General features: G+C 62.6%; 24 protein-coding genes. 10 read left to right on the top strand and 14 right to left on the bottom strand.

Going from position 1 to position 23,893, the window contains the following annotated elements:
• From LQ215_RS09025 to LQ215_RS09010, 4 genes are all read right to left on the bottom strand, one after another.
• Positions 1-628 (bottom strand): amidase (locus tag LQ215_RS09025; protein ID WP_436839564.1); only part of this gene is annotated, 628 nt, incomplete at its 3' end.
• 23 nt (positions 629-651) lie between these two features.
• Positions 652-1,908, bottom strand: coding sequence for an MFS transporter (locus LQ215_RS09020; protein ID WP_230149009.1), 1,257 nt, complete (start codon positions 1,906-1,908; stop codon positions 652-654).
• 11 nt (positions 1,909-1,919) lie between these two features.
• Positions 1,920-2,852 (bottom strand): SphA family protein, encoded by a 933-nt coding sequence (locus LQ215_RS09015; protein ID WP_230149007.1) that lies wholly within the window; start codon positions 2,850-2,852, stop codon positions 1,920-1,922.
• A gap of 69 nt (positions 2,853-2,921) precedes the next feature.
• Positions 2,922-3,914 carry a helix-turn-helix domain-containing protein gene (locus LQ215_RS09010; protein WP_230149005.1) on the bottom strand — a complete coding sequence of 331 codons (993 nt, stop codon included), beginning with the start codon at positions 3,912-3,914 and terminating at the stop codon, positions 2,922-2,924.
• A 304-nt stretch (positions 3,915-4,218) separates the two neighbouring features.
• On the opposite strand from LQ215_RS09010, the gene LQ215_RS09005 reads away from it, so the two are divergent.
• Positions 4,219-5,130 carry a LysR substrate-binding domain-containing protein gene (locus tag LQ215_RS09005; protein WP_230149004.1) on the top strand — a complete coding sequence of 304 codons (912 nt, stop codon included), beginning with the start codon at positions 4,219-4,221 and terminating at the stop codon, positions 5,128-5,130.
• A 198-nt stretch (positions 5,131-5,328) separates the two neighbouring features.
• Here LQ215_RS09005 and LQ215_RS09000 read toward each other — a convergent pair whose 3' ends face one another.
• The 5 genes from LQ215_RS09000 to LQ215_RS08980 form a co-directional block, all read right to left on the bottom strand.
• On the bottom strand, positions 5,329-6,309 hold the full coding sequence (locus LQ215_RS09000) for an ABC transporter substrate-binding protein (protein ID WP_436839563.1): 981 nt from the start codon (positions 6,307-6,309) through the stop codon (positions 5,329-5,331).
• Positions 6,310-6,553: 244 nt separating this feature from the next.
• Positions 6,554-7,723: an acetylornithine deacetylase gene (gene argE, locus LQ215_RS08995; RefSeq protein WP_230148993.1), complete on the bottom strand. Its 1,170-nt coding sequence runs from the start codon at positions 7,721-7,723 to the stop codon at positions 6,554-6,556.
• Positions 7,716-8,390, bottom strand: a complete 675-nt coding sequence (locus LQ215_RS08990) for a DUF1028 domain-containing protein (RefSeq protein WP_230148991.1) — start codon at positions 8,388-8,390, stop codon at positions 7,716-7,718. Before LQ215_RS08990 ends, argE begins: the two co-directional genes overlap by 8 nt.
• Positions 8,391-8,400: 10 nt before the next feature.
• Positions 8,401-8,811 carry a RidA family protein gene (locus LQ215_RS08985; RefSeq protein ID WP_003201555.1) on the bottom strand — a complete coding sequence of 137 codons (411 nt, stop codon included), beginning with the start codon at positions 8,809-8,811 and terminating at the stop codon, positions 8,401-8,403.
• On the bottom strand, positions 8,811-10,136 hold the full coding sequence (locus tag LQ215_RS08980) for a flavin-containing monooxygenase (RefSeq protein ID WP_230148989.1): 1,326 nt from the start codon (positions 10,134-10,136) through the stop codon (positions 8,811-8,813). The genes LQ215_RS08985 and LQ215_RS08980 overlap by 1 nt, the downstream gene beginning before the upstream one ends.
• 384 nt (positions 10,137-10,520) lie before the next feature.
• Between LQ215_RS08980 and LQ215_RS08975 the strand changes: the two genes are divergently transcribed.
• The 6 genes from LQ215_RS08975 to LQ215_RS08950 are packed head-to-tail and all read left to right on the top strand — an operon-like array spanning position 10,521 to position 15,486.
• On the top strand, positions 10,521-10,943 hold the full coding sequence (locus LQ215_RS08975) for a nuclear transport factor 2 family protein (protein ID WP_230148987.1): 423 nt from the start codon (positions 10,521-10,523) through the stop codon (positions 10,941-10,943).
• A complete protein-coding gene (locus LQ215_RS08970; RefSeq protein ID WP_230148985.1) occupies positions 10,940-11,695 on the top strand; it encodes an SDR family NAD(P)-dependent oxidoreductase in 756 nt (251 codons plus the stop codon). Before LQ215_RS08975 ends, LQ215_RS08970 begins: the two co-directional genes overlap by 4 nt.
• Positions 11,696-11,698: 3 nt before the next feature.
• Positions 11,699-12,946, top strand: a complete 1,248-nt coding sequence (locus LQ215_RS08965) for an NAD(P)/FAD-dependent oxidoreductase (RefSeq protein ID WP_230148976.1) — start codon at positions 11,699-11,701, stop codon at positions 12,944-12,946.
• A complete protein-coding gene (locus LQ215_RS08960; protein ID WP_230148974.1) occupies positions 12,943-13,767 on the top strand; it encodes a DUF1365 domain-containing protein in 825 nt (274 codons plus the stop codon). Before LQ215_RS08965 ends, LQ215_RS08960 begins: the two co-directional genes overlap by 4 nt.
• A complete protein-coding gene (locus LQ215_RS08955) occupies positions 13,730-14,998 on the top strand; it encodes an SAM-dependent methyltransferase (protein WP_230148972.1) in 1,269 nt (422 codons plus the stop codon). The genes LQ215_RS08960 and LQ215_RS08955 overlap by 38 nt, the downstream gene beginning before the upstream one ends.
• Positions 14,998-15,486 carry a DUF2878 domain-containing protein gene (locus LQ215_RS08950; RefSeq protein ID WP_230148971.1) on the top strand — a complete coding sequence of 163 codons (489 nt, stop codon included), beginning with the start codon at positions 14,998-15,000 and terminating at the stop codon, positions 15,484-15,486. Before LQ215_RS08955 ends, LQ215_RS08950 begins: the two co-directional genes overlap by 1 nt.
• Before the next feature lie 26 nt (positions 15,487-15,512).
• Here LQ215_RS08950 and LQ215_RS08945 read toward each other — a convergent pair whose 3' ends face one another.
• The 4 genes from LQ215_RS08945 to LQ215_RS08930 all read right to left on the bottom strand — a co-directional run bounded on the left by LQ215_RS08945 (position 15,513) and on the right by LQ215_RS08930 (position 17,500).
• Positions 15,513-15,818, bottom strand: a complete 306-nt coding sequence (locus tag LQ215_RS08945) for a DUF6482 family protein (protein ID WP_230148969.1) — start codon at positions 15,816-15,818, stop codon at positions 15,513-15,515.
• On the bottom strand, positions 15,815-16,354 hold the full coding sequence (locus LQ215_RS08940; protein ID WP_230148961.1) for a DUF3833 domain-containing protein: 540 nt from the start codon (positions 16,352-16,354) through the stop codon (positions 15,815-15,817). The genes LQ215_RS08945 and LQ215_RS08940 overlap by 4 nt, the downstream gene beginning before the upstream one ends.
• A complete protein-coding gene (locus LQ215_RS08935; RefSeq protein WP_230148959.1) occupies positions 16,351-16,917 on the bottom strand; it encodes a chalcone isomerase family protein in 567 nt (188 codons plus the stop codon). Before LQ215_RS08935 ends, LQ215_RS08940 begins: the two co-directional genes overlap by 4 nt.
• Before the next feature lie 124 nt (positions 16,918-17,041).
• Complete coding sequence (locus LQ215_RS08930) at positions 17,042-17,500, bottom strand: metallophosphoesterase family protein (protein ID WP_230148957.1); 459 nt, start codon at positions 17,498-17,500, stop codon at positions 17,042-17,044.
• Positions 17,501-17,627: 127 nt separating this feature from the next.
• Here LQ215_RS08930 and LQ215_RS08925 point away from each other — a divergent pair, with 127 nt between their 5' ends.
• From LQ215_RS08925 to LQ215_RS08915, 3 genes are all read left to right on the top strand, one after another.
• Complete coding sequence (locus LQ215_RS08925) at positions 17,628-19,196, top strand: sensor domain-containing diguanylate cyclase (RefSeq protein WP_230148955.1); 1,569 nt, start codon at positions 17,628-17,630, stop codon at positions 19,194-19,196.
• Between the two features lie 118 nt (positions 19,197-19,314).
• A complete protein-coding gene (locus tag LQ215_RS08920; protein WP_230148953.1) occupies positions 19,315-21,315 on the top strand; it encodes a peptidase U32 family protein in 2,001 nt (666 codons plus the stop codon).
• Between the two features lie 363 nt (positions 21,316-21,678).
• A complete protein-coding gene (locus LQ215_RS08915) occupies positions 21,679-23,418 on the top strand; it encodes a dipeptidase (RefSeq protein ID WP_230148951.1) in 1,740 nt (579 codons plus the stop codon).
• A 119-nt stretch (positions 23,419-23,537) separates the two neighbouring features.
• Here LQ215_RS08915 and LQ215_RS08910 read toward each other — a convergent pair whose 3' ends face one another.
• Positions 23,538-23,765, bottom strand: a complete 228-nt coding sequence (locus tag LQ215_RS08910; RefSeq protein ID WP_230148949.1) for a DUF3079 domain-containing protein — start codon at positions 23,763-23,765, stop codon at positions 23,538-23,540.
• Between the last annotated feature and the right edge of the window lie 128 nt (positions 23,766-23,893).

Below are 23,893 nucleotides of genomic sequence, written 5' to 3'. Positions count from 1 at the left end.
CCGCCCAACCCTCGCCGATTATCGGCCCGGACGGCAGCAGGCCACGGCTGGGCTTGAACCCGAACACGCCACAGCAAGACGCCGGCACGCGCAATGAACCGCCACCGTCGTTGCCGTGGGCGAACGGCACCACACGGGCCGCCACAAGGGCCGCCGCGCCACCGCTCGAACCTCCGGCGCTGTGGTCGGTGCTCCAGGGATTGCGCGTGGCGCCAAAACGCGCGGACTCAGTGGAGTACGACGTGCCGAACTCCGGCGAGGTGCTGGTGCCCATCACCTGGCACCCGGCACGCCGCAACCGCGCCACGACTTCCGATTCGAAGTCCGCACGGAAATCGCCCAGCGCGCGTGATCCGTTAGTCATCGCCGCGCCGAGGACCGGTGAAAACAGGTCTTTGATCAAGGTCGGCACACCGGCCAGCAGGCCCTGGCCAACCTCCGGCGTGTGCGCCGCCTCCCGGGCCGAATCGTACAAGCGCTCGGCCACGGCATTGAGCTGCGGCTCGACCTGTTCGAGGCGCTCGATGGCCGTCTCCAGCAGTTCGCCGGGCTGAACCTCGCCACGCCTGACCCACTCGGCCAGCGCCGTGGCATCTTCACTGTCCATCAAATGGTGGATGTCTTGCATACCCATGTTTCAGGTTCCTTATGTCATGACGATTGATGTGATCCGACCGTGCTCGCCTGCCCTTGGCCCCGTGCTCGCAGGCCGGCAACGACCCAGAGCAGCGCCAGGCCAAAACTGGCCAGGGCCAGCCACTGGATGGCGTGACGCAAGTCGCCAGCGAAGACGACCACCGAGGCCACCACCAGCGGGCTGACGAACTGGCCGACATACAGGCACGAGGTAAACCCGCCCAAGCCCCGGCCACGGGTGCTGGCGGTCAAGGCATTCATCACCGGCGCCATCACGTTGGGCACCAGCAACCCGGCCCCCAGGCCCTGGATGAACACCGCCACCAGCACGGCGTTGTAGCTCTGCCCGCGCATCAGCAGCCACAGCCCCAAGCCCATCAGGCCAAGCAACAGCGCGTTGCAACCAGCGATGCCGAAGCGGCGACGCAGCAACGGCCACATCAGCGAACCACCCAAGGTCGCCAACAGGCTCAACCCCGCGGCCAGGCCGATCATCGTGCTGGAGGTGATGCCCAGGCTGACCAACAGCGTCGGCGCCTGGATCGGCATGATGAATGTCAGGACCATGCCGCCCAGGATCATCAGGTAGCCGACCAGCAGTTGCAGCAAGGCGACCTTGGCCGGACCCGGTTCATCGATGCGCTGCTCGACCATCTGCGGCTTAGCCCGCGGCGGCTCCCACAGCACCTTCAGCATGGCCGGCACCAGCAGCAACGGCAGCAAATACAGAAGGAACGGCGCACGCCACGAATGCTCGCCGAGCACACCGCCCACCACGAAAAACAGCGCCCCCACCAGGCCGATGGTCACCACCTGCCGGTTGACGTAGCGCAACCGCTCCTCGCCCTGCCAATAGTCAGCGATCAGGGTTGCGCAGCACGTCATCACCGCCGCCTCCGTGCAACCGAACAACAGCCGCGCACCGACAATCGAGGGCAGGCTGTCGAGCAGCGCCGGCAGTGCGCCAAGCAAGGCATAGAGCACCGTGGCGATCACCAGCAAGGCCTTGCGCCCGACGCGGTCGGCCAACCAGCCGGCCAACGGTGCGCACACGGCAATCGCCAAAGCCGGGCCGGTAATCGCCAACGGCACCAGCAGATCTGCGCGCGGTTCCAAGGGGCCGAATTCGGCGCCCAACCTGGGCAGGATGGGCGTGACCATCACCGCCCCCATGATCGTCAGGCTGCTGCCCAGCATCAGCACCAGCCCTTCACCCCAACTGGCCTGGCGCGACGGGCTGGCCGCCGTTGAAACGGAACTTGATTGGTTCATGGCGAGCCCCTTTAGAAACTGTGAGAGATGCGCAGCGCCGCGGTATAGCCCTCGGCGCGGTTACGCGCATCGAGCTCTTTGTAGACATGCAGCCACACCGGTGGGATGCCGGGCTTGAAGTAGCTCACTGCCGGCCCGACCGCCAACACCCGGGCGCGATTGCCCGCTTCCAGGCCCGGCGCATCGTCATCGGTGAACTGCCGGTAGTAATAGCCGCCCACACCCACCGTCCACGGGCCGACGTGTTGGCCCACAGCGAATTCGTGACGGTACTCGACGCCATTCTTGTAGTCGGTGGCGTGGTTGCGGGTGTTGATGTCGGCTTCGAAACTGGAAGACACCTCGAAGCCGCTGTCGGAGAGGTAGGTGGCGTTGAGGATCGGCGAGAAGGTCCAGTGGTTGAGGCCCGGTGAGATCAAGCGATCCTTGTCGTAGTCGCCGGTGGGGGCCTGGATCTGGAATTGGGCGTTGACGAATACATTCGGTGAAAGGGTCCACTGCAGGATCACCGGCAACACCTGGATATCGGCCATGCGAAACGGATCGGCCGCAAGGTCCAGCGGGCCGACAGGCGTCTGCACCTGTACCGAGGCGTCCATCTGGAAAAACGGCACGACGGTGCCGAAGCCATACTTGGCGCCCAGCACGGTGTAATCGGTCATGCGCATGTAGGCGACGCCGATGGACAAGACATCCAGGGAAAAATTGTTGTCCGCAGACTTGCCGTGGCGATCTTTCTGCACATTGGCCGAATAGAACGCGGTGCGCAGGCCGACGGTGCCAAAGGGCGTGGCCGGCGGCATCATGCCCGCACCGAAATCGTAGACCCCGACCGCCGTGGTCGGCGCGCCATTTTCGGTGCCATGGGCAGCGCTACAAACAGTGATCAACCCCAAGCTCAACCAGGTACAGCGCAAGACGTTGGTTTTATTATTTTGATACATCGAATGCCCCTCCAACCAAGTGGTGTTGGGGTCATCCTAGGGAGCCGGCCGGTCAGCCGTTATCCGTTTTCAGCACAGATGCGTGCGACGCAGGGTTTGTGAAGGGGTCTCGCCGAACAGCACCCGATAGTCGCTGGAAAATCGGCTCAAATGCCAGAAGCCCCAGCGTGCCGCCACCTCCTGCACACCCTGGGCGTGGCCGCCGCTGCGCAATTCACGGCGCACGGCATTGAGGCGCAACGCCCGCAAATAGGCCACGGGGTTGATGCCCAGCGTCTCCTGGAAGCAATACTGCAGTTTTCGTCGGCTGGCACCGATGTGGTTGCACAGGTCGAGGATCGACAGCGGCTCATCGACATGGGCCAAGGCATATTCCCGGGCGCGGTCGACCATGCGCTTGCGCGCCGTGGGATTGAGCGGCGGCGCCTCATCCGGCGCCACCAGTTCCAGCATGTGCAACATCACCGTGTCACGCAGGCCACGGCGAATCGATTCGTAACCCAGCAACGAATCACGCCCCTGCCCGCCACCTTCAAGCTCATCGAACAGCGCCGCAAGCTCGGCGGGCAACGTCGAGTTGCCGAGACGGTAACACTTGGGAAGATCGGTAATTCTAAAACGACTGCCCTGTCGTTCCAGCACATGCTCCAACGCCTGCTCCTCAATGGCGATACCGAGCAAATCGAGGTGCTGGGGCGTGCGCAGCTCGGGCAGGTTCTGGCCTCGGGCGACCATCAGGCTGGGCTCGATAATCGGGTGCCCGGAGCAAAAGACCGGCCCATCGGCACTCAGCGGCACGCTGAAAGTGATGGCGCCTTCCCAGGCCATGCCTTGCTTGGTCAGTGCCTGGTTAGAGCGGTCGCGCACCAGTTGCATCCAGTCCGAGCGAAACTCGATCAACTCACCTTCGAAGCGTCCGGGGGTCAACTGGTCATAGCACACCTGCCAGCCGCCCATGTTGCGAGCGTGTTCGTCGATGTCTGCGGTACGGAACCGGTTGATCGGCAACGTCGGCAAAAGGTCCGACGAGCCCGCTGGCTGCGCCATGTTGGAGTTGTTCATTGACCCGACCTTTGAGGATTCCAGGGCTTACGGGTCAAAGCTCAGGCAAGTTCCATTCCGCCCCGTGGACCGGTCGTTCAATTGTGCCGAAATCGGATAGTCGATCAGGATTCTGCCTGGGGCTGGACGCCTGCCGCTGGGCCAGCGGTCCGGACCTTGTCGGTGAAGTCCTTGAGGCCTTCACGTTCGGGTCCCAAGCCAGTCTGAATATCGTCACTGCCCAGCAAAATCCGTATCAATACCCGCACCCTGCTCCAAGTGCACAAGGTAAGGTAGGCAGAAACCATCCGGATCGAGGTGTGCCGTGGCGTCCTATTCCCTGCGTCAGCTGAAATACTTCGTCACCACCGTCGAATGTGGCAGCGTCGCCGAAGCATCCCGCAAGCTGTACATCGCCCAGCCATCGATTGCCACCGCCATCAAAGGGCTGGAGGACAGCTTTGGCGTGCAACTGCTCATCCGTCATCACGCCCAGGGCGTATCGTTGACGCCCGGTGGCGCGCGCTTCTATCGCAAGGCCCAGGAGCTGTTGCGCATGGCCCGGGAGTTCGAGCAGAACGCCCTGGCCGATAACGATGTGGTCAGCGGGCAGATCGACATCGGCTGCTTCGAAACCGTCGCCCCGCTCTACCTGCCGCGCCTGATCGCGGGTTTTCGCCAGCGCTTCCCGGGGGTGGAAATCCGCGTGCAGGACGGCGAGCAACAGGAGCTGGTGCAAGGCTTGACGGGGGGGCGTTTCGACCTGGCGATTTTCTATGAGCACGACCTCGACAGCACCATCGAGACCGAAGCCCTGACGGCACCGCAACGGCCCTATGCGTTATTGCCGGCGGGGCATCGCTTCGCCGATCAGGCCCAGGTGTCGCTGCGCGACCTGGCGCTGGAACCGATGATCCTGCTGGACGTGCAGCCCAGTCGCACCTATTTCGTGAGCATTTTCGAGGAGCTGGGCCTGACGCCCAACATTGTCTTGAGCTCGCCGTCCATCGAGATGGTCCGTGGCATGGTCGGCCAGTCTTTCGGTTTTGCCGTACTGGTGACCCGACCGCACTCCACCTGCACCTACGATGGGCAACACCTGGTGTGCGTCGACATCGCCGAGGACGTGACTGGTTCGGCCCTGGTGGCGGGTTGGCTCAAACGCACGCACCTGACCAAACCGGCCCAGTTGTTCGTGGATTACTGCAAGGAACAGTTCAGGCAATGGCTGGCCTGACGCCACACCACCGCCCTGCCAAACACTAAACCCCGTGGCGAGGGAGCTTGCTCCCGCTGGGGTGCGAAGCGCCCCCAAACCAGGCGAACTGGATCAACCTGGCACACTGCGATAACAGTGTTGGGACTGCTGCGCAGCCCAGCGGGAGCAAGCTCCCTCGCCACAAAGGCTGTGTGCGCCACAAGGGCGGTTCGCTGCCTAGCGAGCCGCCCAGGCGTTGAAACGTTGTTCCAACTCCTCGCCATGGTCGACCCAGAACTCGGCATCCACGGCTTGCGCTTCAGCCAGGTTGGCCTCGGCGGTGGGCAATTGCTCCTGTATCGCCGTCGGCAACAGCGCCAGCGTCTTGCGGTGCACCGGCCCATAGGGGATGTTGTCTGAAAACACCTTTTGGGTCTGCGGCTGGCTGGCGAAGGCAATGAACTGCTCGGCCAGGGCCTTGTTCGGCGTGCCCTTGACCACGGCCCAGTACTCCGGGTCGTACAGGCTCTGCGGCCAGACAATGCTCAGCTTCATGCCTTCCTTTTGCGCCGACGCGATGCGCCCGTTATAGGCGGCACTCATCGCCACGTCCCCCGCCACCAGCCATTGCGCCGGTTGGGCACCGGCTTCCCACCATTGGATATTGGGCTTGATCTGATCCAGCTTGGCGAAGGCCCGGGACACGCCCTCCGGTGTGTTCAACACCTTGTACAAGTCCTGCGACTTGACCCCATCGGCCAGCAAGGCGATTTCCAAGGTGTACTTGGCCCCTTTGCGCAGCCCGCGCTTGCCCGGGTACTGGGCGACGTTCCAGAAGTCCGCCCAGGAGCTGGGCGCCTTGGCGAGCTTGCTCTGGTCATAGGCCAGGACCATCGACCAGACGTAGGTAGCGACACCACACTCATTGAGTGCGCCGGGCACATAGTTGGCCGGGTCGCCAAGGCCTGACAGGTCAAGCTTTTCGAACAAGCCTTCCTCACAGCCTCGCAGCAACTCGGGGCTTTCCACTTCGACCACGTCCCAACTGGTGTGACCGGCGGCAACCATGGCCTTGATCTTCGACAGCTCCCCGTTGTATTCGCCGGCCACGATGCTTCCTGCACCGCTGGCGTTGAAGGGTTGGAAGTAGGCCTTGTCCTGGGCCTGTTTGGTGGCGCCGCCAAAGGAAATCACGGTCAAGCTCTGGGGCGCAGCCATGACGCTGGAACTCAACAACGCCAACGCACACGCAATATTGCAACGCAAGGATCTGGACATGAAGCGGTTCCTCGAAAATGCCGGCTCGCCCGCACGAGCCGGCGACGGGACTCAAGGGTGGCCGTAAGCGCGGGCGGTGTGGTCTACAGCAATAAGGCTCTTGTCGGCCCATTCGTTGAGGCCGGCATGACGGGCCGCCAGGATTTTCCTGAGGTAGAAATCGTTCACTTCGGACACCTCGTGGTCACAGCTCATCGGGCTCGGCGAGATAGCGCGCCAACCGATCCATCAAGCGATCGCAGGCGGCCATTTGTTCAACGCTCACGTATTCGTCGGGCTTGTGCCCCTGGTCCATGCTGCCGGGGCCGCAGACCACCGTTGGCACGCCGGCCTGGTGAAACAGGCCGCCTTCGGTGCCGAAAGCGACGGTGCCGAACGCGTCACTGCCGCACAGTCGTGCAACCAGTTGTGCAGCAGCGCTGTCAGGCGAGGTCGCCAGGCCCGGGTAGGCGGACAGTGGTTCAAAACGAATTGCCGTATCGCCCGCCACCGCCTGCATCGCCGGCAGCAGTGCCTGTTCGGCAAAGTCCTGCAATTGCTCGGCCACCCCCTGGGGATTGAAATCCGGCAAGGCGCGCACTTCGAAATCGAAACGGCAATCGGCCGGGACAATGTTCAGCGCCGTGCCGCCATGGATCACCCCGACCTGCACCGTGGAAAACGGCGGATCGAAGCGCGAGTCATGCCGTGAGGGTTCGGCCAGCTGTGCACCGATCTCGCCCAAGCGAACCATCAGGCGCGCCGCCTGCTCGATGGCGTTGACCCCGTAAGGTGCATAGGCCGAATGACAAGCCGCCCCCCGGACATGACAACGCATCGCCAGCTTGCCTTTGTGCCCCAGCACCGGTTGCAGTTGGGTGGGTTCGCCAATCAGGCACAGCGCCGGTTGGGGAATTCGTCGAACCAACACTTCCAACAGGCTTTGAACGCCCAGGCAACCCACCTCTTCGTCATAGGAAAACGCCAGGTGCAGCGGTCGACGAAGCGCGCTGGCGAGGAACATCGGCACCGCTGCCAGCACCGACGCCAGATATCCCTTCATGTCCGCCGTACCACGCCCGAACCATTTGCCGTCCCTCTCGGTCAGGCAGAACGGCTCGACTGTCCAGGCCTGCCCATCCACCGGCACCACATCGGTGTGCCCGGACAACACCACGCCACCGGGCACCGCTGGGCCCATGCTCGCCAGCAGGTTGGCCTTGGTTCGCTCGGCGTTGTAGATCAGCTCGCTGTCCACGCCCAGCCCTTGCAGGTAATCGCGCACGAACTCGATCAACGCCAGGTTCGACTCGCGACTGACCGTGGCAAAGCCCACCAGTTCGGCAAGCAGGGCGCGGCTGCGTAGCTCACTCATCGCCCGGCACTCCATAACTGGGCGCCAGGGTCGGGTCGAGCGCGCGGGTCAGGTAATCCTGCAATTGCGGCTGATAGGCGAGCCAAAGCTTTTCCAGTTCGCCGATGGGATTTTCCTCAGCCCAGTCCACCCGCAGATCGACGATGGGCCAGGTCAGGTCATCGACCACCGACAGCGCCGCCGAATGCACCGCCCCGGCCTCCCCGCCCGCCGCCTGCCCAGCCTGCAACGCGCTCACCAAGCGGGCTGCAAGGCAACCGCCGCTATGCTCGAAAGCCGCTACCATGGCCTCGATCACCGCAGCGTTGGCCAACAGATTCCCAGCCGCCACACATTGCTCACCGGCCACGGCGTTGTGGATGCCCAGGGTATGCTCGCCACTGAAAATCGCCGTGCGCCCCTCGGCATCGATCACCGCCACCTGGCGATACTGGCTGTAGCCATTGCGCGCCAGGGTCCGTTCCAGCGCCGCTTGCGCCACCAGGCCGCCGGCCAGTTCATCAAGGATCTGCGGCCCCAGCGCCGGCAGGGTAATGTTCTGGCTCGACACCGCGCCGACACCCGCGCGCAACCAAGGGCAACGGGCGCCGACGGCAATGCTCGAGGAACTGATGGCGATGCCCAACTGGCCGGTTTCGGCACAGCGTCCAACGATGGAAAACGTCATGCTCCGCTCCTTATTCAGGGATCACCGCGATCACGTCGATTTCCATCAGCCACTGCGGCTGGCCCAGGGCACTGACCACCAACCCGGTGGAGATCGGAAACACGCCCTTGAGCCACTTGCCAACCTCTTGGTAAACCGGCTCGCGGTAACGCGGGTCGATCAGGTAAGTGGTGGTCTTGACGATATGGCTCAGGTCGCTGCCGGCCTCTTCCAGCAATTGCTTGACGTTGCGCATGGCCTGCTCGGCCTGGGCGCGTGGATCGCCCAGGCCCACCAGTTGGCCGTTGAAATCGGTGCCGACCTGGCCGCGCACATAGACCGTGTTGCCGGCGCGCACGGCCTGGCACAGGTCGTTGTCCAGCGTCTGGTTCGGGTAGGTATCCTTGGTGTTGAACATGCGAATACGTGTGTGAGTAGGCATCAACGAACTCCCGTGAGACTGGTTTTCGAACGATACGAATCGCTGTCGCGCGCAGGGGCCTGGCGCTGGGCAGCATCTTGGTAGGCGAGGTAAATGCGTTGCTTCACGATGTGATCGGCAATATGCCGGGCGTCATGCCAGACGCCCCAGATGAACGCCGAGCCTCGTCGCGACAACCAGGGCAAGCCGACGAAATACAAGCCCGGCTCGCTGGAAACGCCGCGCTGATGCCGAGGCTTGCCGTTGGCACCGAGGGCGTCGACCTTCAGCCAGCTGTAATCCACCGAATAGCCGGTGGCCCAGATGACGCTGGTCACACCGGCGGCAACCAGGTCCAGCGCCAGGATCGGCTGGGTCAGGCATTGCGGGTCGGGCAGCTGGTCGCGGGCTTGAGGTTCGAGCGGCAGGTCCAGGCCATTGCGGGCAATGTAGGCATCGGCGGCATCCAGCAGCGCCAAGTAGTTCTCGTCGCCACGGGCGATGTTTTCGGCAAGATTCGGTTCAAAGGTCACTACGCTGCCGTTGAACGATTTCGTCAGCCCCACCAGGGTGATGCCCTCGTGGGCCAGCCGGCGAAAATCCACGGTATGGCCGCCACGGGCACCGCTCACCGCAATGGTGACGTGCTCCTTGCCGGGCTTGACCGCTTCCGCATCCCACTCGCCCAGCACGCCCAGCCACCAGCAGAAATCGCGGTTGCGATAGGCCCGCGGTGGACGATCGTGGGCACCCACCGAGAGGTAGACCTGCTTGCCGGCGCGTCGCAGTTCATCGGCGATCTGCACCCCCGACGATCCGGCGCCTACCACCAGCACCGCCCCCTCGGGCAATTGCCGGGGGTTGCGGTACTGGGCCGAATGCAGCTGGGCAACTGTCGCCATGTCCGGCGCAATCGGTGGAATCACCGGCCGCTGGAAGGGCCCGGTGGCGACAACCACATGGATCGCCTCGATCAGGCCTTCAGAGGTCTCCACGGTGAAACCGGGGCGGCCGACATTGCGCTCGACGCGCCGGACGTCCACGCCGGTACGGATCGGTGCGTTGAACTTGCTGGCATAGGCTTCGAAATAATCGGCCACCTGGTCCTTCGTGGCGAAGGCATCCGGGTCGAGCCCGTCGAATTCCAGCCCCGGGAAACGGTCGTGCCAGGCCGGCCCGTTGGCCACCAGCGAATCCCAACGTGAGGTGCGCCAGGCTTCGGCAATGCGGCTTCGCTCCACCACCAGATGCGGCACGCCTTGCCGGCTCAGGTGCTCACTCATGGCGATGCCGGCCTGGCCGGCGCCTATAACAAGCGTATCGATGCGTAGGGTTTCAACGAGCATGTCTGTGCACTTCCGGCAGTAGGTTTGGTTCAGGCCGGCCTAGCGCCGCCTCGGGTTCTGATTTTTTATTGTTCTGCGCTTGCAGCTATCGAGATCAGGTGTCGAGGCGATTGTGTTGGCGGGGGGAGATTTGCGAAACGAGGGTTTTTATCGTTGCTGGCAAGGAAAAAACTGGGGAGCGACTGGCCTGGGTATCGAAGTTTTTTCTGGCCGTGGAAGGTGGTGCTCAGCCGCTATGGCTGGCTTTCTGTGCGCGCCTCGCTTGGGCTCGTACAAAATAGTGAAATTACTTGTACAAAAACCTTTAATTTGTACAAGGCCTGCAGTAGGCTTCTGAAAACTTGTACAGAGATCATTTCCTGTACAACAATCGGAGCCTATTGCATGTCCGTCTACCTCCAGCGTTTCGCCCACGCTTTCGCCGAGCTGGACGCCAGTCGCCTGGCTGAACTCGATGAGCTCTACAGCGCCGACATACAGTTCCAAGACCCTCTGCACCGGGTCGAAGGCCTGCCGGCCCTGCGCACTTACTTTGCCCAGCTGTACGCCAACGTCAGCAACCTGCGTTATGACTTCCACGCCTTCGATGAAGTCGGTCCCGGCGAGGGCTACCTGCGCTGGACCCTGCACTTCAGCCATCCTCGCCTGGCGCAAGGAGCCCCCATCGCGCTGCATGGCTGCAGCTACCTGCGCTGGAATGATCGCGTCTACCTGCATCAAGACTTTTTCGACGCAGGCGCCCTGCTCTACGAACATCTACCGCTACTTGGATCGGTGATTCGCTGGCTCAAGCGGAGGCTGGCATGAGCCGTGTCTGGCTGACCGGCGCCAGCAGCGGCATTGGCGCGGCATTGGCGGCTGTGCTTCTGGAACAGGGGCATCAACTGGCTGTGAGTGCGCGCCGGACGCAACCCCTGGAGACGTTGGCTACACGCTATCCAGACCGGATATTGGTGCTACCGGGCGACCTGACCGACCCGCTTCAGGTCGCCATGATCTGCCAACAGATTGACCTGCATTGGGGGGCGCTCGACCTGGTGATCCTCAATGCAGGCACCTGCGAATACCTGGAGCCGGGGCACTTCGACACCCGCCTGGTCGAACGGCTCATCAACACCAACCTGCTGGGGACTTGCCATTGCCTGGAGGCCGCCCTGCCCTTGCTGCGCCGGGGCCAGCGTCCACACCTGGTGGCGGTGAGCAGCGCGGTCACCTGGCTGGCCCTGCCTCGCGCCGGCGCCTACGGTGCATCCAAAGCCGCGTTGCGTTATCTGATCGAATCCTTGCGCATCGACCTGGCCGCCGAGGGTATCGATGTCACCTTGGTCAGCCCAGGCTTCGTCGACACGCCACTGACCCAACGCAACGACTTTCCCATGCCCATGCGCTGGTCGGCGCAACGAGCCGCCCGCCATATCGCGCAACGCCTGCCGGCGCGCCCGCTGGGCATTGCGTTTCCATGGTCCTTCACGCTGGTCCTGCGCTTGCTCGGGCATTTGCCCGCCCGCTGGCGGCTGGCTCTTGGCCAACGCCTGGCACGCCCCTCCAAGGAGTCTTGAAGCATGCGCATCGCGATCATCGGCAGCGGCATTTCCGGGCTGACATGTGCTTACCTGTTGGCCCGCAGGCACCCGATTACCCTGTTCGAGGCCGACGACAGGATCGGTGGCCACACCCATACCGTGGATGTCGATTGGCAGGGGCAGCGCTATGGCGTAGACACCGGCTTCATTGTGTACAACGACTGGACCTACCCGAATTTCATCCGTCTGCTGGACCAGTTGGGCGTCGCGTCTCGCCCCACTGAAATGAGCTTCTCGGTGCATGATCCGGCCACCGGCCAGGAGTATAAGGGGCACACCCTGCGCAGCCTGTTCGCCCGTCGCCGCAATCTGTTTTCGCCCCGGTTCTGGGGCATGCTGTGGGACATACTCAGGTTCAATCGGCAGGCCACCGCCGACCTGCAGGCGCAGCGCATCGACCGCAGCGCCCGGCTCGGCGACTACCTGCACAGCCAAGGGTATAGCCAGCGTTTCATCGATCACTACATCGTCCCCATGGGCGCAGCAATCTGGTCGATGTCCCCCGCCGGGATGCTGGACTTCCCGCTTGAGTTCTTTGTGCGCTTTTGCCACAACCACGGCCTCATGTCGGTCAATCAGCGCCCCCAGTGGCGAGTGATCGCGGGCGGCTCACGCGGTTACATCGAGCCTTTGTGTGCATCCTTTCGCGAACACATCCGGCTCGACTGTGCCGTGCAGCGTGTGAGTCGCAACGCTGCCGGGGTAAGCGTGATCAGCAGCGCCGGCACCGAGCACTTCGACAAGGTGGTGTTCGCCTGCCACAGCGACCAGGCCCTCGCCCTGCTCGAGGCGCCCAGCATGGCAGAGCGTGAAGTACTCGGCGCCCTGGCCTACGCCAGCAATGAAGTGCTGCTGCACACCGACACTCGCCTGCTTCCCCGGCGCCCCAAGGCCTGGGCGAGCTGGAACTATCGCCTCGGCGGCCCTGCGCAAGCACCTGCCGCGGTGACCTACAACATGAACCTGCTCCAGGGCCTGGACGCCCCGGTGACCTTCTGCGTAAGCCTCAACCAGGGCGACGTGGTCGACCCGGCCAAGGTGCTTGCGCGCTTCGATTATGCGCACCCTCAGTACAGCCTCGCCGCCATTGCCGCCCAGGCCCGTCAAAGTGATCTGCAAGGGCATCAGCACAGCTATTTCTGCGGCGCCTACTGGGCCAACGGCTTCCATGAGGATGGCGTGGTCAGTGCGCTCGACGTGGCCAAGCATTTCGGAGAACAGCTTTGAACAGCAGTGTGTGTCGCGGCTGGATCGATCATCGGCGCCATACGCCGCAAATCCACGCCTTCCGCTATCGGATCGGCATGCTTTACCTGGACCTCGCCGAACAGGAACACATGCTGGGGTTGTCGCGCCTGCTGCGGCCCTGGACCTGGGCCCCCCTGTGCTGGCGCGAGCGCGACTACCTGCCATCGCACACCCGCCGTGGGGTTCCCTTGGTCGATGCCGTGCGCCAGGTCCTCGACGAAGCCCTGGGTGCCGCTCCCCAAGGAGCGATTCACCTGCTGACCCAACCGCGCAGCTGGGGCCTGTCGTTCAACCCGGTGAGTTTCTATTTCTGCCATGAAGCCAATGGGCGCCTGGCGGCGATCCTCTGTGAAGTGCGCAACACCCCATGGCGCGAGCGTTATCACTATGTGTTGCCGGTGCCTGCTGGCGAGCCCTGTGCCTTCAGGGTGGCCAAGGCGTTTCACGTATCGCCGTTCCTGCCCCGGGATATGGACTATCACATGGGGTTCCTGGTCCAGGACACGCACATCCGCATACGCATGGAGAACTGGCGCGACGGCCACAAGGTGTTCGAGGCCGACCTGGCGCTCAAGCGCCAACCCCTCGACGCCTCCTCGCTGCGCCGACATGTCCTGGCCTTCCCCTGGATGAGCCTGCGCACCGTAAGCGCCATTTACTGGCAGGCCCTGCGCCTGCTTTTCAAACGCACGCCCCTCTACGCCCACCAGGCCAGCGAAGACGGCCTGAGCCTGGGTCAAACCGCCCACAAGGATCCCGATCATGCCCGAACCGACCCTGAGCGCTACCAAGGCTGGTAGTTGCGACCTCTCTAACGGAGGCTTTTTCAAGCAAGCCGTGCTGGGTCAGTTGCGCCGCCTGCGTCACGGCCACCTGCGGCTGCTACTCAATGGCGAGCCATTGAGCTTCGGCGACCTGGGCAGCCCCTTGATGGCCGAGGTCGAGATCCTCGACGACGCTGCCTGGGGCATGATTGCCTGCAACGGTTCCATCGGCGCTGGCGAGGCTTATGTCCACGGCTATTGGCGCAGCAGCGACCTGACGGCTGTGACGCGCCTGTTCGTTGCCAACCTGGATGTGCTCGATGCCATGGACAGCGGCCTGGCACGCCTCGGCCGCCCGCTGTTGCGCTGGCTGCACTGGCTCAACCGCAACAGTCGACGGGGTTCGCGGCGCAATATCATTGCCCATTACGACCTGGGCAATGCGCTGTTCGAGCGCCTGCTCGACCCCACCATGATGTATTCAGCCGCCCTGTTCGAAAGCCCGGAACAGAGCCTGGAAGAGGCCCAGCTCAACAAGCTCGCCCGTATCTGCCGCAAACTCGACCTGCGCCCCGGCGACCATTTGCTAGAGATCGGCACGGGCTGGGGCAGCCTCGCCATTTATGCAGCCAGCCATTATGGCTGCCAGGTGACCACCACCACGCTGTCCCTGGAGCAATACACCCACACCTGTCGACGTGTCGAAGAATTGGGCTTGCAACAGCAGGTTCAAGTGTTGCGTAAGGACTACCGTGACTTGCAAGGGCGCTACGACAAGCTGGTGTCCATTGAAATGATCGAAGCCGTCGGGCATCGCTATCTGCCCGAGTACTTCCGACGCTGCGCCGCGCTGCTCAAGGATGACGGGCTGATGCTGCTGCAATCGATCACCATCCGCGACCAGCGTTACGAGCAGGCCCGACGCTCGGTGGACTTTATCCAGCGCCATGTGTTTCCCGGTGGCGCGTTACCGTCACTGTCGGTCCTGTTGAACATTGCCAGCACCCAGACGCCGCTCAACCTCTTGCATCTCGAGGATTTCGGGGCGCACTACGCCCGCACGCTGCGGCACTGGCACGACAACTTTCGCCAATCGCACCAGGCGCTGGCGCAGTTGGGCTACGACGAAACCTTCCAGCGCCTGTGGGAGTTCTACCTGTGCTACTGCGAAGGCGGGTTCATCGAGCGTGCCATCGGCGTGGCCCAACTGCTCTTCGCCGGGCCCGGCGCCCGTCGACCCGCCCTGCTGGAGTACCAGGATACGTGATGAGCCGCACTGGCCTGATCGTCAATGCCCTCTGGTTGCAACTGGGTTGGTGGGGCTGTGTGCTCGGGGCTCAGGAGCCGTGGTGGCTGTTGCTGGTGGTCATCGGCTTGCTGGTCCACCTGTGGCTGTGTCCTGCTCCCCGGGCAGAGCTGTTTGCAGTGATGCGTGTCGGGCTCAGTGGCATGCTGCTGGACTGGAGCCTGGGCGCGCAAGGCTTGTTCATCTTCAAGCAAACCCCACTGCCGCTCTGGCTGGCGCTGCTCTGGCTGGTGTTTGCCACAGGCTTGCGTCATAGCCTGGCCTGGGCCATGCGGCCGGTATCGCGTGGTGTATTGCTCGGTTTGGTCGGCGGCCCGCTGGCCTATTGCGTGGGAGCGCCGCTGGCGGGCGTCGCCTTGCCACTGGGAGTCGTTGGCACTGCCCTGTTCCTGGCACCGCTCTGGGCATTATGGCTACCCCTGGCGTTGCGCCTGGCCGAACCGAACTGAGCTGGACTGCGCCCGGAACGTCGTCGCTACCAGGGTTCGTCGAGGAAAAGCGGCATGCGCAGCGGCTCGATCGCCCCCTCCCGCTGGCCGCACATCTCATCATGGACAACGTGTTGCACCAACGTGCAGGGCAGCCGCGGGACGAAACGCAGCAGCTCACGCAAATGGGTGGTGGAACGGATATGCAAAGTCTTTCCAGACTCATCGAGCAACGTACGCAGGCCGCCGTCCAGTCGGGCGCGCAGCACGTAGAAGCCACCCTCCAGCGACAACAACTCCAGTTCATGGATCCGCCCGTCAATGGCCAAGTCCGTAAGCGCCTGCAAGTTCATGGCGAACTCACGGCCTGACGACGGAAAAACAGGGTCACCTGCCCCAATTCGACACCCAGCTTGCTCATGCTGGAGCGGTTGATCAGCGTGTCCTCATCCATCAGGTACATCCAGTCATCAAACTCCACCTCGTAGGTCGAGCCATCGACCGGCAGGTTCAACCGATAACGCCAGCGCAGGGCATTGCCGGCCACTTCTCCGCGCGCCTGGCCGATCACATCGTCAGCGCGACCACGCCACAGGCCCGGGCCGTCGGGCGTCAGCGTCCAGACCCGTCGCTGACGGCTGCCGTCGCTGTAGAGGAAGCGCTCATCGAGGATCAGGTGCTCTCCCTCGTGACGGCTGGAAATGTCCACCTCAAAGCGCTTGATCACTTCGCCCGAGCGCTTTTGATAGATCCCCCAGGCCTTGACGGGCTGGCTGAAGAAGCGCTCCAGATCCAGTCGGGGTTGCTGGTCGGCATAACGTTCGACGTTCACATTCCCGCAACCGGTCAGGCCCAGTACCAGCAGCAACGCCATCAAAAAATGCCTCATTGATTCTCTCTCCCCTCACTTGAAGTGTGTATCCCAAGTAATTGATTTCTAAGCTCAGGCTCTCGGGTACCAGGATCAAGCCAGATGGCAAAAAATGCCCGGGCGAATAAGGGGTCCGTGACCGCCAGAGACAGTTTCTCACCCACATAGAAACGACAACCCTGCCCCGGCAGGTACAGGCCGGTGATACGACTTCCGGGTTTCACATCAATAAAGGCACGGCGCATTTGAGCGGCCCACTCGTCCCGGCGCTTGGCGTCCAGGGGCACAGCGTTGAGACGCTGCATTTCCTTCAGGCTCGTTTCGACCAAAGACTCTTTGTCGATGGCGCGTCGGTAATTGAGCTCCAGGGCAAACGCCGTTTCCAGGCTTGGCGCAGCGGCCGCACTCCAGAGCCTGGCCTGATAGATATCGAACCCATACCACTGGAAATCGGCTTGCCCGACCAGGCGCGCGCCTGGCAATACGCCGCGCCAGTCCGACAAGGCTTGAGTGCAATAAAGCGTAGACATGCAAAGCGCTATGGCGACCAGGCTTTTCCTGAGCGCGAACGACTGGGCCATGAGGGCGTTACCCGTTTATCAAGGGAGCCCTGATAATTGTACAAGAATTTATATTTGTACAGCTTTTTGAGAAGGCATCGCTTGGTGGTCCGCGCCGATACGTATCTCAAGCCAACCGTGTTCATCATGGGAGCAATGACACGATCCGCGGCTCGATCACCTGGTCACTCACCGCGAGCAGCGCCAGCGTCACCGGTAGCTTGAACCGTCGGCGGCCGGCGCTGCCGGGGTTGAGATAGAGGCGCTCGCCACGCCATTCGATCGATGGTTTATGGGAGTGGCCGGTGATCACCAGTCTTACGCTGGAGTCAAGCGACGCGGGCACGTCCCTGATGTCATGGACCAGTAGTACCTGCCATCCGCCCAGGTCGAATTGCAAGCAATCGGCAAGGTGTTCTGCCCAATCGGCGTGCAGGTCGTTATTGCCGCGCACCACGTGCAATGGCGCAATCGACGCCAATTGATCCAGGATCTCCGGGCTGCCGATGTCACCGGCATGGATGATCCGCTCACACCCCTGCAAGGCTGCCAGCGCCTCAGGGCGCAGCAGACCGTGGGTGTCGGAAATGACGCCAACTTTCATGAAACCTTTCTCCCCAAACGTGTACCGCCGGTTATAGCCGCCTCGTCGCAGCGAGCTAACGTGCTGAAATCAAATAGGATAGGCTGCGCATCAATAGTGCGCAGACCCGTCGTAAAAGGAAATGTTGATGCTCGGACGCAAACGGCCAGAGCCAAAGATTGAAAACCCTGATGAGGCCTTTTCTCCCCAGAGCACACGGGCAGGAGCGGCATTGCGACTGACCGTGAGTTTCATGCTGGTGGTCATCATCGCGTTTCTGGCCGTCGAAGGCTGGCGCACCTGGCGCGATTACCGCGCGGCTTTTTCGGCCGCCCGGGATTCGGTGACGAACCTGGCACGGGCGACGGCCCAGCACGCCGAAGATACCATTCGACAAGTGGATGTGGTCACCGCCGCCCTCAGTGAGCGGGTGGAAGGCGATGGCCTGCAGAACATGGACGTTGCACGCATCCATAAGCTATTGGTGCAACAGGCCGCCATCATGCCGCAACTGCACGGGTTGTTTATCTATGGCCCGGACGGCCAATGGCTGGTGACGGACAAGGAAGTCATCCCGGAAACGGCGAACAACGCCGACCGCGACTACTTCCAATACCACCGCACCCACGAAGACCGGGGCGTGCGCATCGGCGAAGTGATCAAGAGCCGATCCACCCACGACCTGATCATTCCTGTGTCCCGTCGCTTGAACAATCCCGACGGTTCGTTCGCCGGTGTGCTGCTCGGAACGGTCAAGGTCAGCTATTTCGTCGACTACTACGGCGACTTCAAGATCGACGACAAGGGTGCGCTGGTCCTGGCCACACGCAGCGGGACCATCCTGGTACGGCGCCCCTTCGTCGAGTCGGTGATCGGCAAGAGCCTGGTCAACAGCGTGATCTTCCGGAGCTACCTGCCCACCTCGAACCAGGGCACCGCCGAGGCCAGGGCCGTGGTCGACGACACCGAGCGGCTGTATGGCTATCGGGCCCTGACCACCTACCCGCTGGTGGTAGAAGCCGGGTTGTCGCGCGATTCCATCATCGCCCCCTGGCGTCGCGACCTGTTCAAGACCAGCTTGGTGCTGATTTTCCTGATCGTGATCCTCGTCGGCTTCGGGCTCATCGTGCTGAGCCAGTTGCGCCACCGGATGACCATGGAAAAGCAGATTCGCAGCGCCCACCAGACCATGCGCGACATGGCGCTGACCGACAGCCTGACCGGGCTGGGCAACCGCAGGCGGCTGGACATCGCCTTGGCCGACGAGATTCGCCTGGCCAAGCGTCACGGTTCTTCACTGGCGCTGATCATGCTCGATGTCGATTACTTCAAGCGCTTCAACGACAGATACGGCCACGCTGCCGGCGACGATTGCCTGCGCGCGATTGCCGCCGCGGTCAGGCAGACCATCAAAAGGCCGGGCGACCTGGCGGTCCGCTATGGCGGTGAAGAGTTCACCGTGTTGCTGCCCAACACCGACAGCACCGGTGCCGCCAAGGTCACGCAGCAAATCCTCGAAGCCCTCAGGGCCCTGAGCATTGAACATGGCGATCATCCCTTGGGCATCGTGACCATCAGCGCGGGCATCACCACCAGCCAGCCGAGCGGCGAGGACGTCACCCCGGCCATGCTGATCAAGGCGGCGGACGCCTTCTTGTACCTGGCCAAGAACACCGGGCGCAACCGTTGGTGCAGCGCCGGTTCGACGTCTGGGTGACCCCTGCGGGACCGCCGCGTATCGGTCAGGGGCGTGCAAAACCAAGTCCACAGGTGCCTGCAAGGCGCCTGCCGGCTACAATGCTTGCTTCGACCGTGACCAGCCTGACTAAAAACAAATGTCCTTGCCCAAACATCATCTGGAATTGCTCAGCCCCGCCCGCGACGTGACCATCGCCCGCGAGGCCATCCTGCATGGCGCCGACGCCGTGTACATCGGTGGCCCGAGTTTCGGCGCGCGTCACAACGCTTGCAACGAAGTGGGCGATATTGCCCGGCTGGTGGAGTTCGCCCATCGCTACCACGCCCGGGTGTTCACGACCATCAACACCATTTTGCACGACAACGAGCTGGAGCCGGCCCGCCAACTGATCCACCAGTTGTACGATGCCGGCGTCGATGCGCTGATCGTCCAGGACCTGGGGGTGATGGAGCTGGATATTCCGCCCATCGAACTGCACGCCAGCACCCAGACCGACATCCGTACCCTGGCCCGGGCCAAGTTCCTCGACCAGGCCGGCTTCTCGCAACTGGTCTTGGCCCGCGAGCTGAACCTGCAGGAAATCCGCGCCATCGCCGATGAGACCGACGCGGCCATCGAGTTCTTTATCCACGGCGCGCTGTGCGTGGCGTTTTCCGGCCAGTGCAACATCTCCCACGCCCAGAACGGCCGCAGCGCCAACCGTGGCGACTGTTCCCAGGCCTGTCGCCTGCCCTACACCCTCAAGGACGACCAGGGCCGGGTGGTCGCCTACGAAAAACACCTGCTGTCGATGAAAGACAACAACCAGAGCGCCAACATCCGCGCCCTGGTCGAGGCCGGCGTGCGTTCGTTCAAGATCGAAGGCCGCTACAAGGACATGGGCTATGTGAAGAACATCACCGCCTATTACCGCCAGCGCCTGGACGATGTCCTCGAAGACCGTCCGGACCTGGCCCGCGCGTCCAGCGGCCGCACCGCGCACTTCTTCGTCCCCGACCCGGACAAGACCTTCCACCGTGGCAGCACCGACTATTTCGTCAGCGAACGCAAGATCGACATTGGCGCCTTCGATTCGCCGACCTTTACCGGCGTGCCGGTGGGCGTGGTGGAAAAAGTCGGCAAGCGCGACCTGCAAGTGGTGACCTTCGATCCGCTGTCCAACGGCGATGGCCTCAACGTGCTGGTCAAGCGCGAAGTCGTCGGTTTCCGCGCCAACATCGCCGAGCCCAAGGGTGAATTCGAAGAAGACGGCCAGAAGCGCTACCGCTACCGCGTCGAACCCAACGAGATGCCGGCCGGCATGTATCAATTGCGCCCCAACCACCCGTTGAGCCGCAACCTGGACCACAACTGGCAGCAGGCGTTGCTCAAGACTTCCTCCGAACGCCGCGTCGGCCTGGCCTGGGTGGCACGCCTGCGCGAAGCGCGCCTGGAACTGACCGCTACCAGCGAGGAAGGCATCAGCGCCAGCGTTGCCCTGGACGGACCGTTCGGCCAGGCCAACAAGCCGGAACAGGCCCTGGAGCAATTGCACGACCTGCTCGGCCAACTGGGCACCACCGAATACCACGCCACCGCGATCGAGCTGGATGCGCCCCAGGCGTTCTTCGTCCCCAACTCGCAGCTCAAGGCCTTGCGCCGCGAAGCCATCGAAGCCCTGACCGCCGCCCGCCTCAACGCCCACCCACGCGGTGGCCGCAAGGCCGAGACCAACCCGCCGCCGGTGTACCCGGAGTCGCACCTGTCGTTCCTGGCCAACGTCTACAACCAGAAGGCCCGGGACTTCTACCATCGCCACGGCGTCAAGCTGATCGACGCGGCGTTCGAGGCCCACGAGGAAACCGGTGAAGTGCCGGTGATGATCACCAAGCACTGCCTGCGCTTCTCGTTCAACCTCTGCCCCAAGCAGGCCAAGGGCGTCACCGGCGTGCGCACCAAGGTGGCGCCGATGCAGCTGATACACGGCGATGAAGTGCTGACGCTGAAGTTCGATTGCAAACCCTGCGAGATGCATGTGGTGGGCAAGATCAAGGGCCACATCCTCGACCTGCCATTGCCCGGCAGCACGGCGCAGCCCGTGGTCGGCCACATCAGCCCTGAAGACTTGCTCAAGACGATTCCCCGCGCACCGCATTGAGCAATGCGCACCTGAGGGAGCGAGCTTGTTCGCAATAGCGGTGGGCGTGCTTGCATTGATGTTGAATGTATCGCCGTCATCGCGAGCAAGCTCGCTCCCACAGTGGGTTGCGGGTGTTCACAGCACTTGTGTCCGCCACCGATCTTCTGTGGGAGCGAGCTTGCTCGCGATAGCGGTGGGCCTGCTTGCAATCAGGTGTTTGATGGCCCTGCGCCATTTTTCATTTCTGCGCCGTTTTTACTTCACTGTGCGACAGATTCCCCCGCAAGACTCCCCTGCCCCGCGCGCGCCTGTTAGGTTGTAAATGTTTGTGTCATCAAATCAGACATTTCCCTCCTACCGCCTGCAAAGGAATGCCCAGCAATGGACTTCTCGCTCAAACACTTGGCCGTGACCACCCTGCTGTTGTCCAGCCTCGCTTCGATCACCACACCAGCGTTCGCCAACATCTCCGCCCAACAGGGCGCGATCATCGTCAAAACCTTCTCCAACACCTCCATCACCGATTTCAGGCAGTTCCTGGCAGAGGTGGCCAAAAGCGACCTCGCCAAAACCGCCAACCTCGGCCCGGCCATCAACGCCTTCCAGGGCAACAAAACCCTTTCAGCTGAACAGCAGAATGAAATCCATCGCCTGCTGGGCCTCTATGCCCGGGTGAAATACGGCCAAGCGGCCACCGAGACGCTGAAGGAACTGGTCGCCATCCCGACCTTTCGCAAGGACGGCGTTGCCCAGCACGAGAACCTGGAATTCCTCAAGATCGCCGACAAGATCAAAAGCCTGGCCGAGGCGTTCAACCTCAACTTCCGCAACATCGACAACCGCGTCTACGAAATTTCCCTCGAAGGCAGCGGCGACGAAGTCGTCGGCATCCACGCCCATGCCGACGTGGTGCCGGTAACGCCGGAAAACTGGGTGTTGAAAGATGGCACCCGCCTCGACCCGTTCAAGGTCACCCTGGTGGGCGACCGCATGTATGGCCGCGGTACCGAGGACGACAAGAACGGCATCGTGGTCGCGCTCTATGCCATGAAAATCATCAAGGAAGAGAAACTGCCGCTGGCGCGCAACTTCAAGCTGTTGGTCGACACCACCGAGGAAACCACTGGCGACGCCATTCCCTATTATTTCGAACGCAACCCGACGCCCAACTACAACCTGGCGCTGGATGGCGGCTACCCTGTGGTGATTGCCGAGAAAGGCTATGGCACCGTCATGGCGAACTTCACCCGGCGCACCGCGCAGGGCAAGGGGGCAGAAATTACCGCGCTGACGGGCGGCCTGGCGACCAATCAGATTCCGTCGACGTCCGTTGCCACCTTCGCCAGCGACAAGCCCGCCGAACTGGCTACCAGCCTGCTCAAGGCCGGTACCGACTATGCCAAGCGCAATGGCGGTAACTTCGAGGTGGCCAGCCAAGTCGTCGGCAAGGACGTTCAACTGACCTTCACCGGCGTGTCCGCCCACTCCTCCGAGCCCGAGTCAGGCGTCAACCCGGTGGCGAGGATGCTGGACTTCATCAACAGCCTGGATGGCAAGGTCGCGCTCAAACACAACCACATCACCGACGCTGCCCGCTATGCCGCTGACAACTGGGGCCTGGACTATCTGGGTAGCAAACTGGGAATCGGCTTTTCCGATGCCTTCATGGGCCCGCTGACCGCGTCCCTGACCTACGTCGGCATGGATGAGAAGACCTTCAAGCTGGCGGTCAACCTGCGGGTGCCGGTGGGCAAGACCACCGCAGCCCTCAAGACTGACATCGCCGACAAACTGGCCGCCTGGAGCAAGAAATCCCAGGTCGACGTAGCCTTCGATTATTCCATTGATGAGCCGATGTACCGCAACCCTGAGGGTGAATGGGTCAAGGCACTGTTGGCGGTGGCGAGTGAAAACCTGGGCATGGAACACAAATACGGCACCTCTGCCGGCGCCACGTCGGTTCATGACTTGCCCAACGGCGTGCAATTCGGCCTGGCCATGCCCGACGTCAAGTACACCGGCCACAACGACAACGAGTTCAAGACGGTCGAGCAGTTCCTGTTGGACTTGCAGATCGTGACCGAGATGATGGGGCGGATCGGGCAGTTGCCGAAGCTTTAAGGCGCGTGTGATCCATTGTGGCGAGGGAGCTTGCTCCCGCTGGGCTGCGCAGCGGCCCCAAGATTTTGCGGTCGCTGCGCAACCGAGCGGGGATAAATCCCCTCGCCACCGGTTTACCCTTATTCCTTCGGGTAAGTGGCGCTTGGATCGATGACCTTGGCGGTAATGTCGAGCAGTTCCAACCCCCAATCGCCATGCATGTACCAATCCTCGCCGATCATCTCTGCCGGGTGCATCGTGCGATCGGCGCCGTTGCCACAGGCCAGCGCACTGGTCGGACAGTAACGATCACACCCCCAGCAAATGCGCTCGGGATGTTTGGGACTGATGGGAAAGGGCTTTGCCATGACGACCCCGTATAACTGATGGGTGTACCCGTACCCTACCGCGTCGGGGCGCCTTGCCCCTTGATCCTGATCAAGAACAACCACGTGGGAATGAGCCGGCATTCGCCGTTAGAAGTTTCGCGCTAAAA

It is taken from the genome of Pseudomonas brassicacearum (genome assembly GCF_918698105.1).
GTDB classification, from domain to species: domain Bacteria; phylum Pseudomonadota; class Gammaproteobacteria; order Pseudomonadales; family Pseudomonadaceae; genus Aquipseudomonas; species Aquipseudomonas brassicacearum_F.
This window is presented reverse-complemented; position numbering and strand designations above follow the sequence as displayed.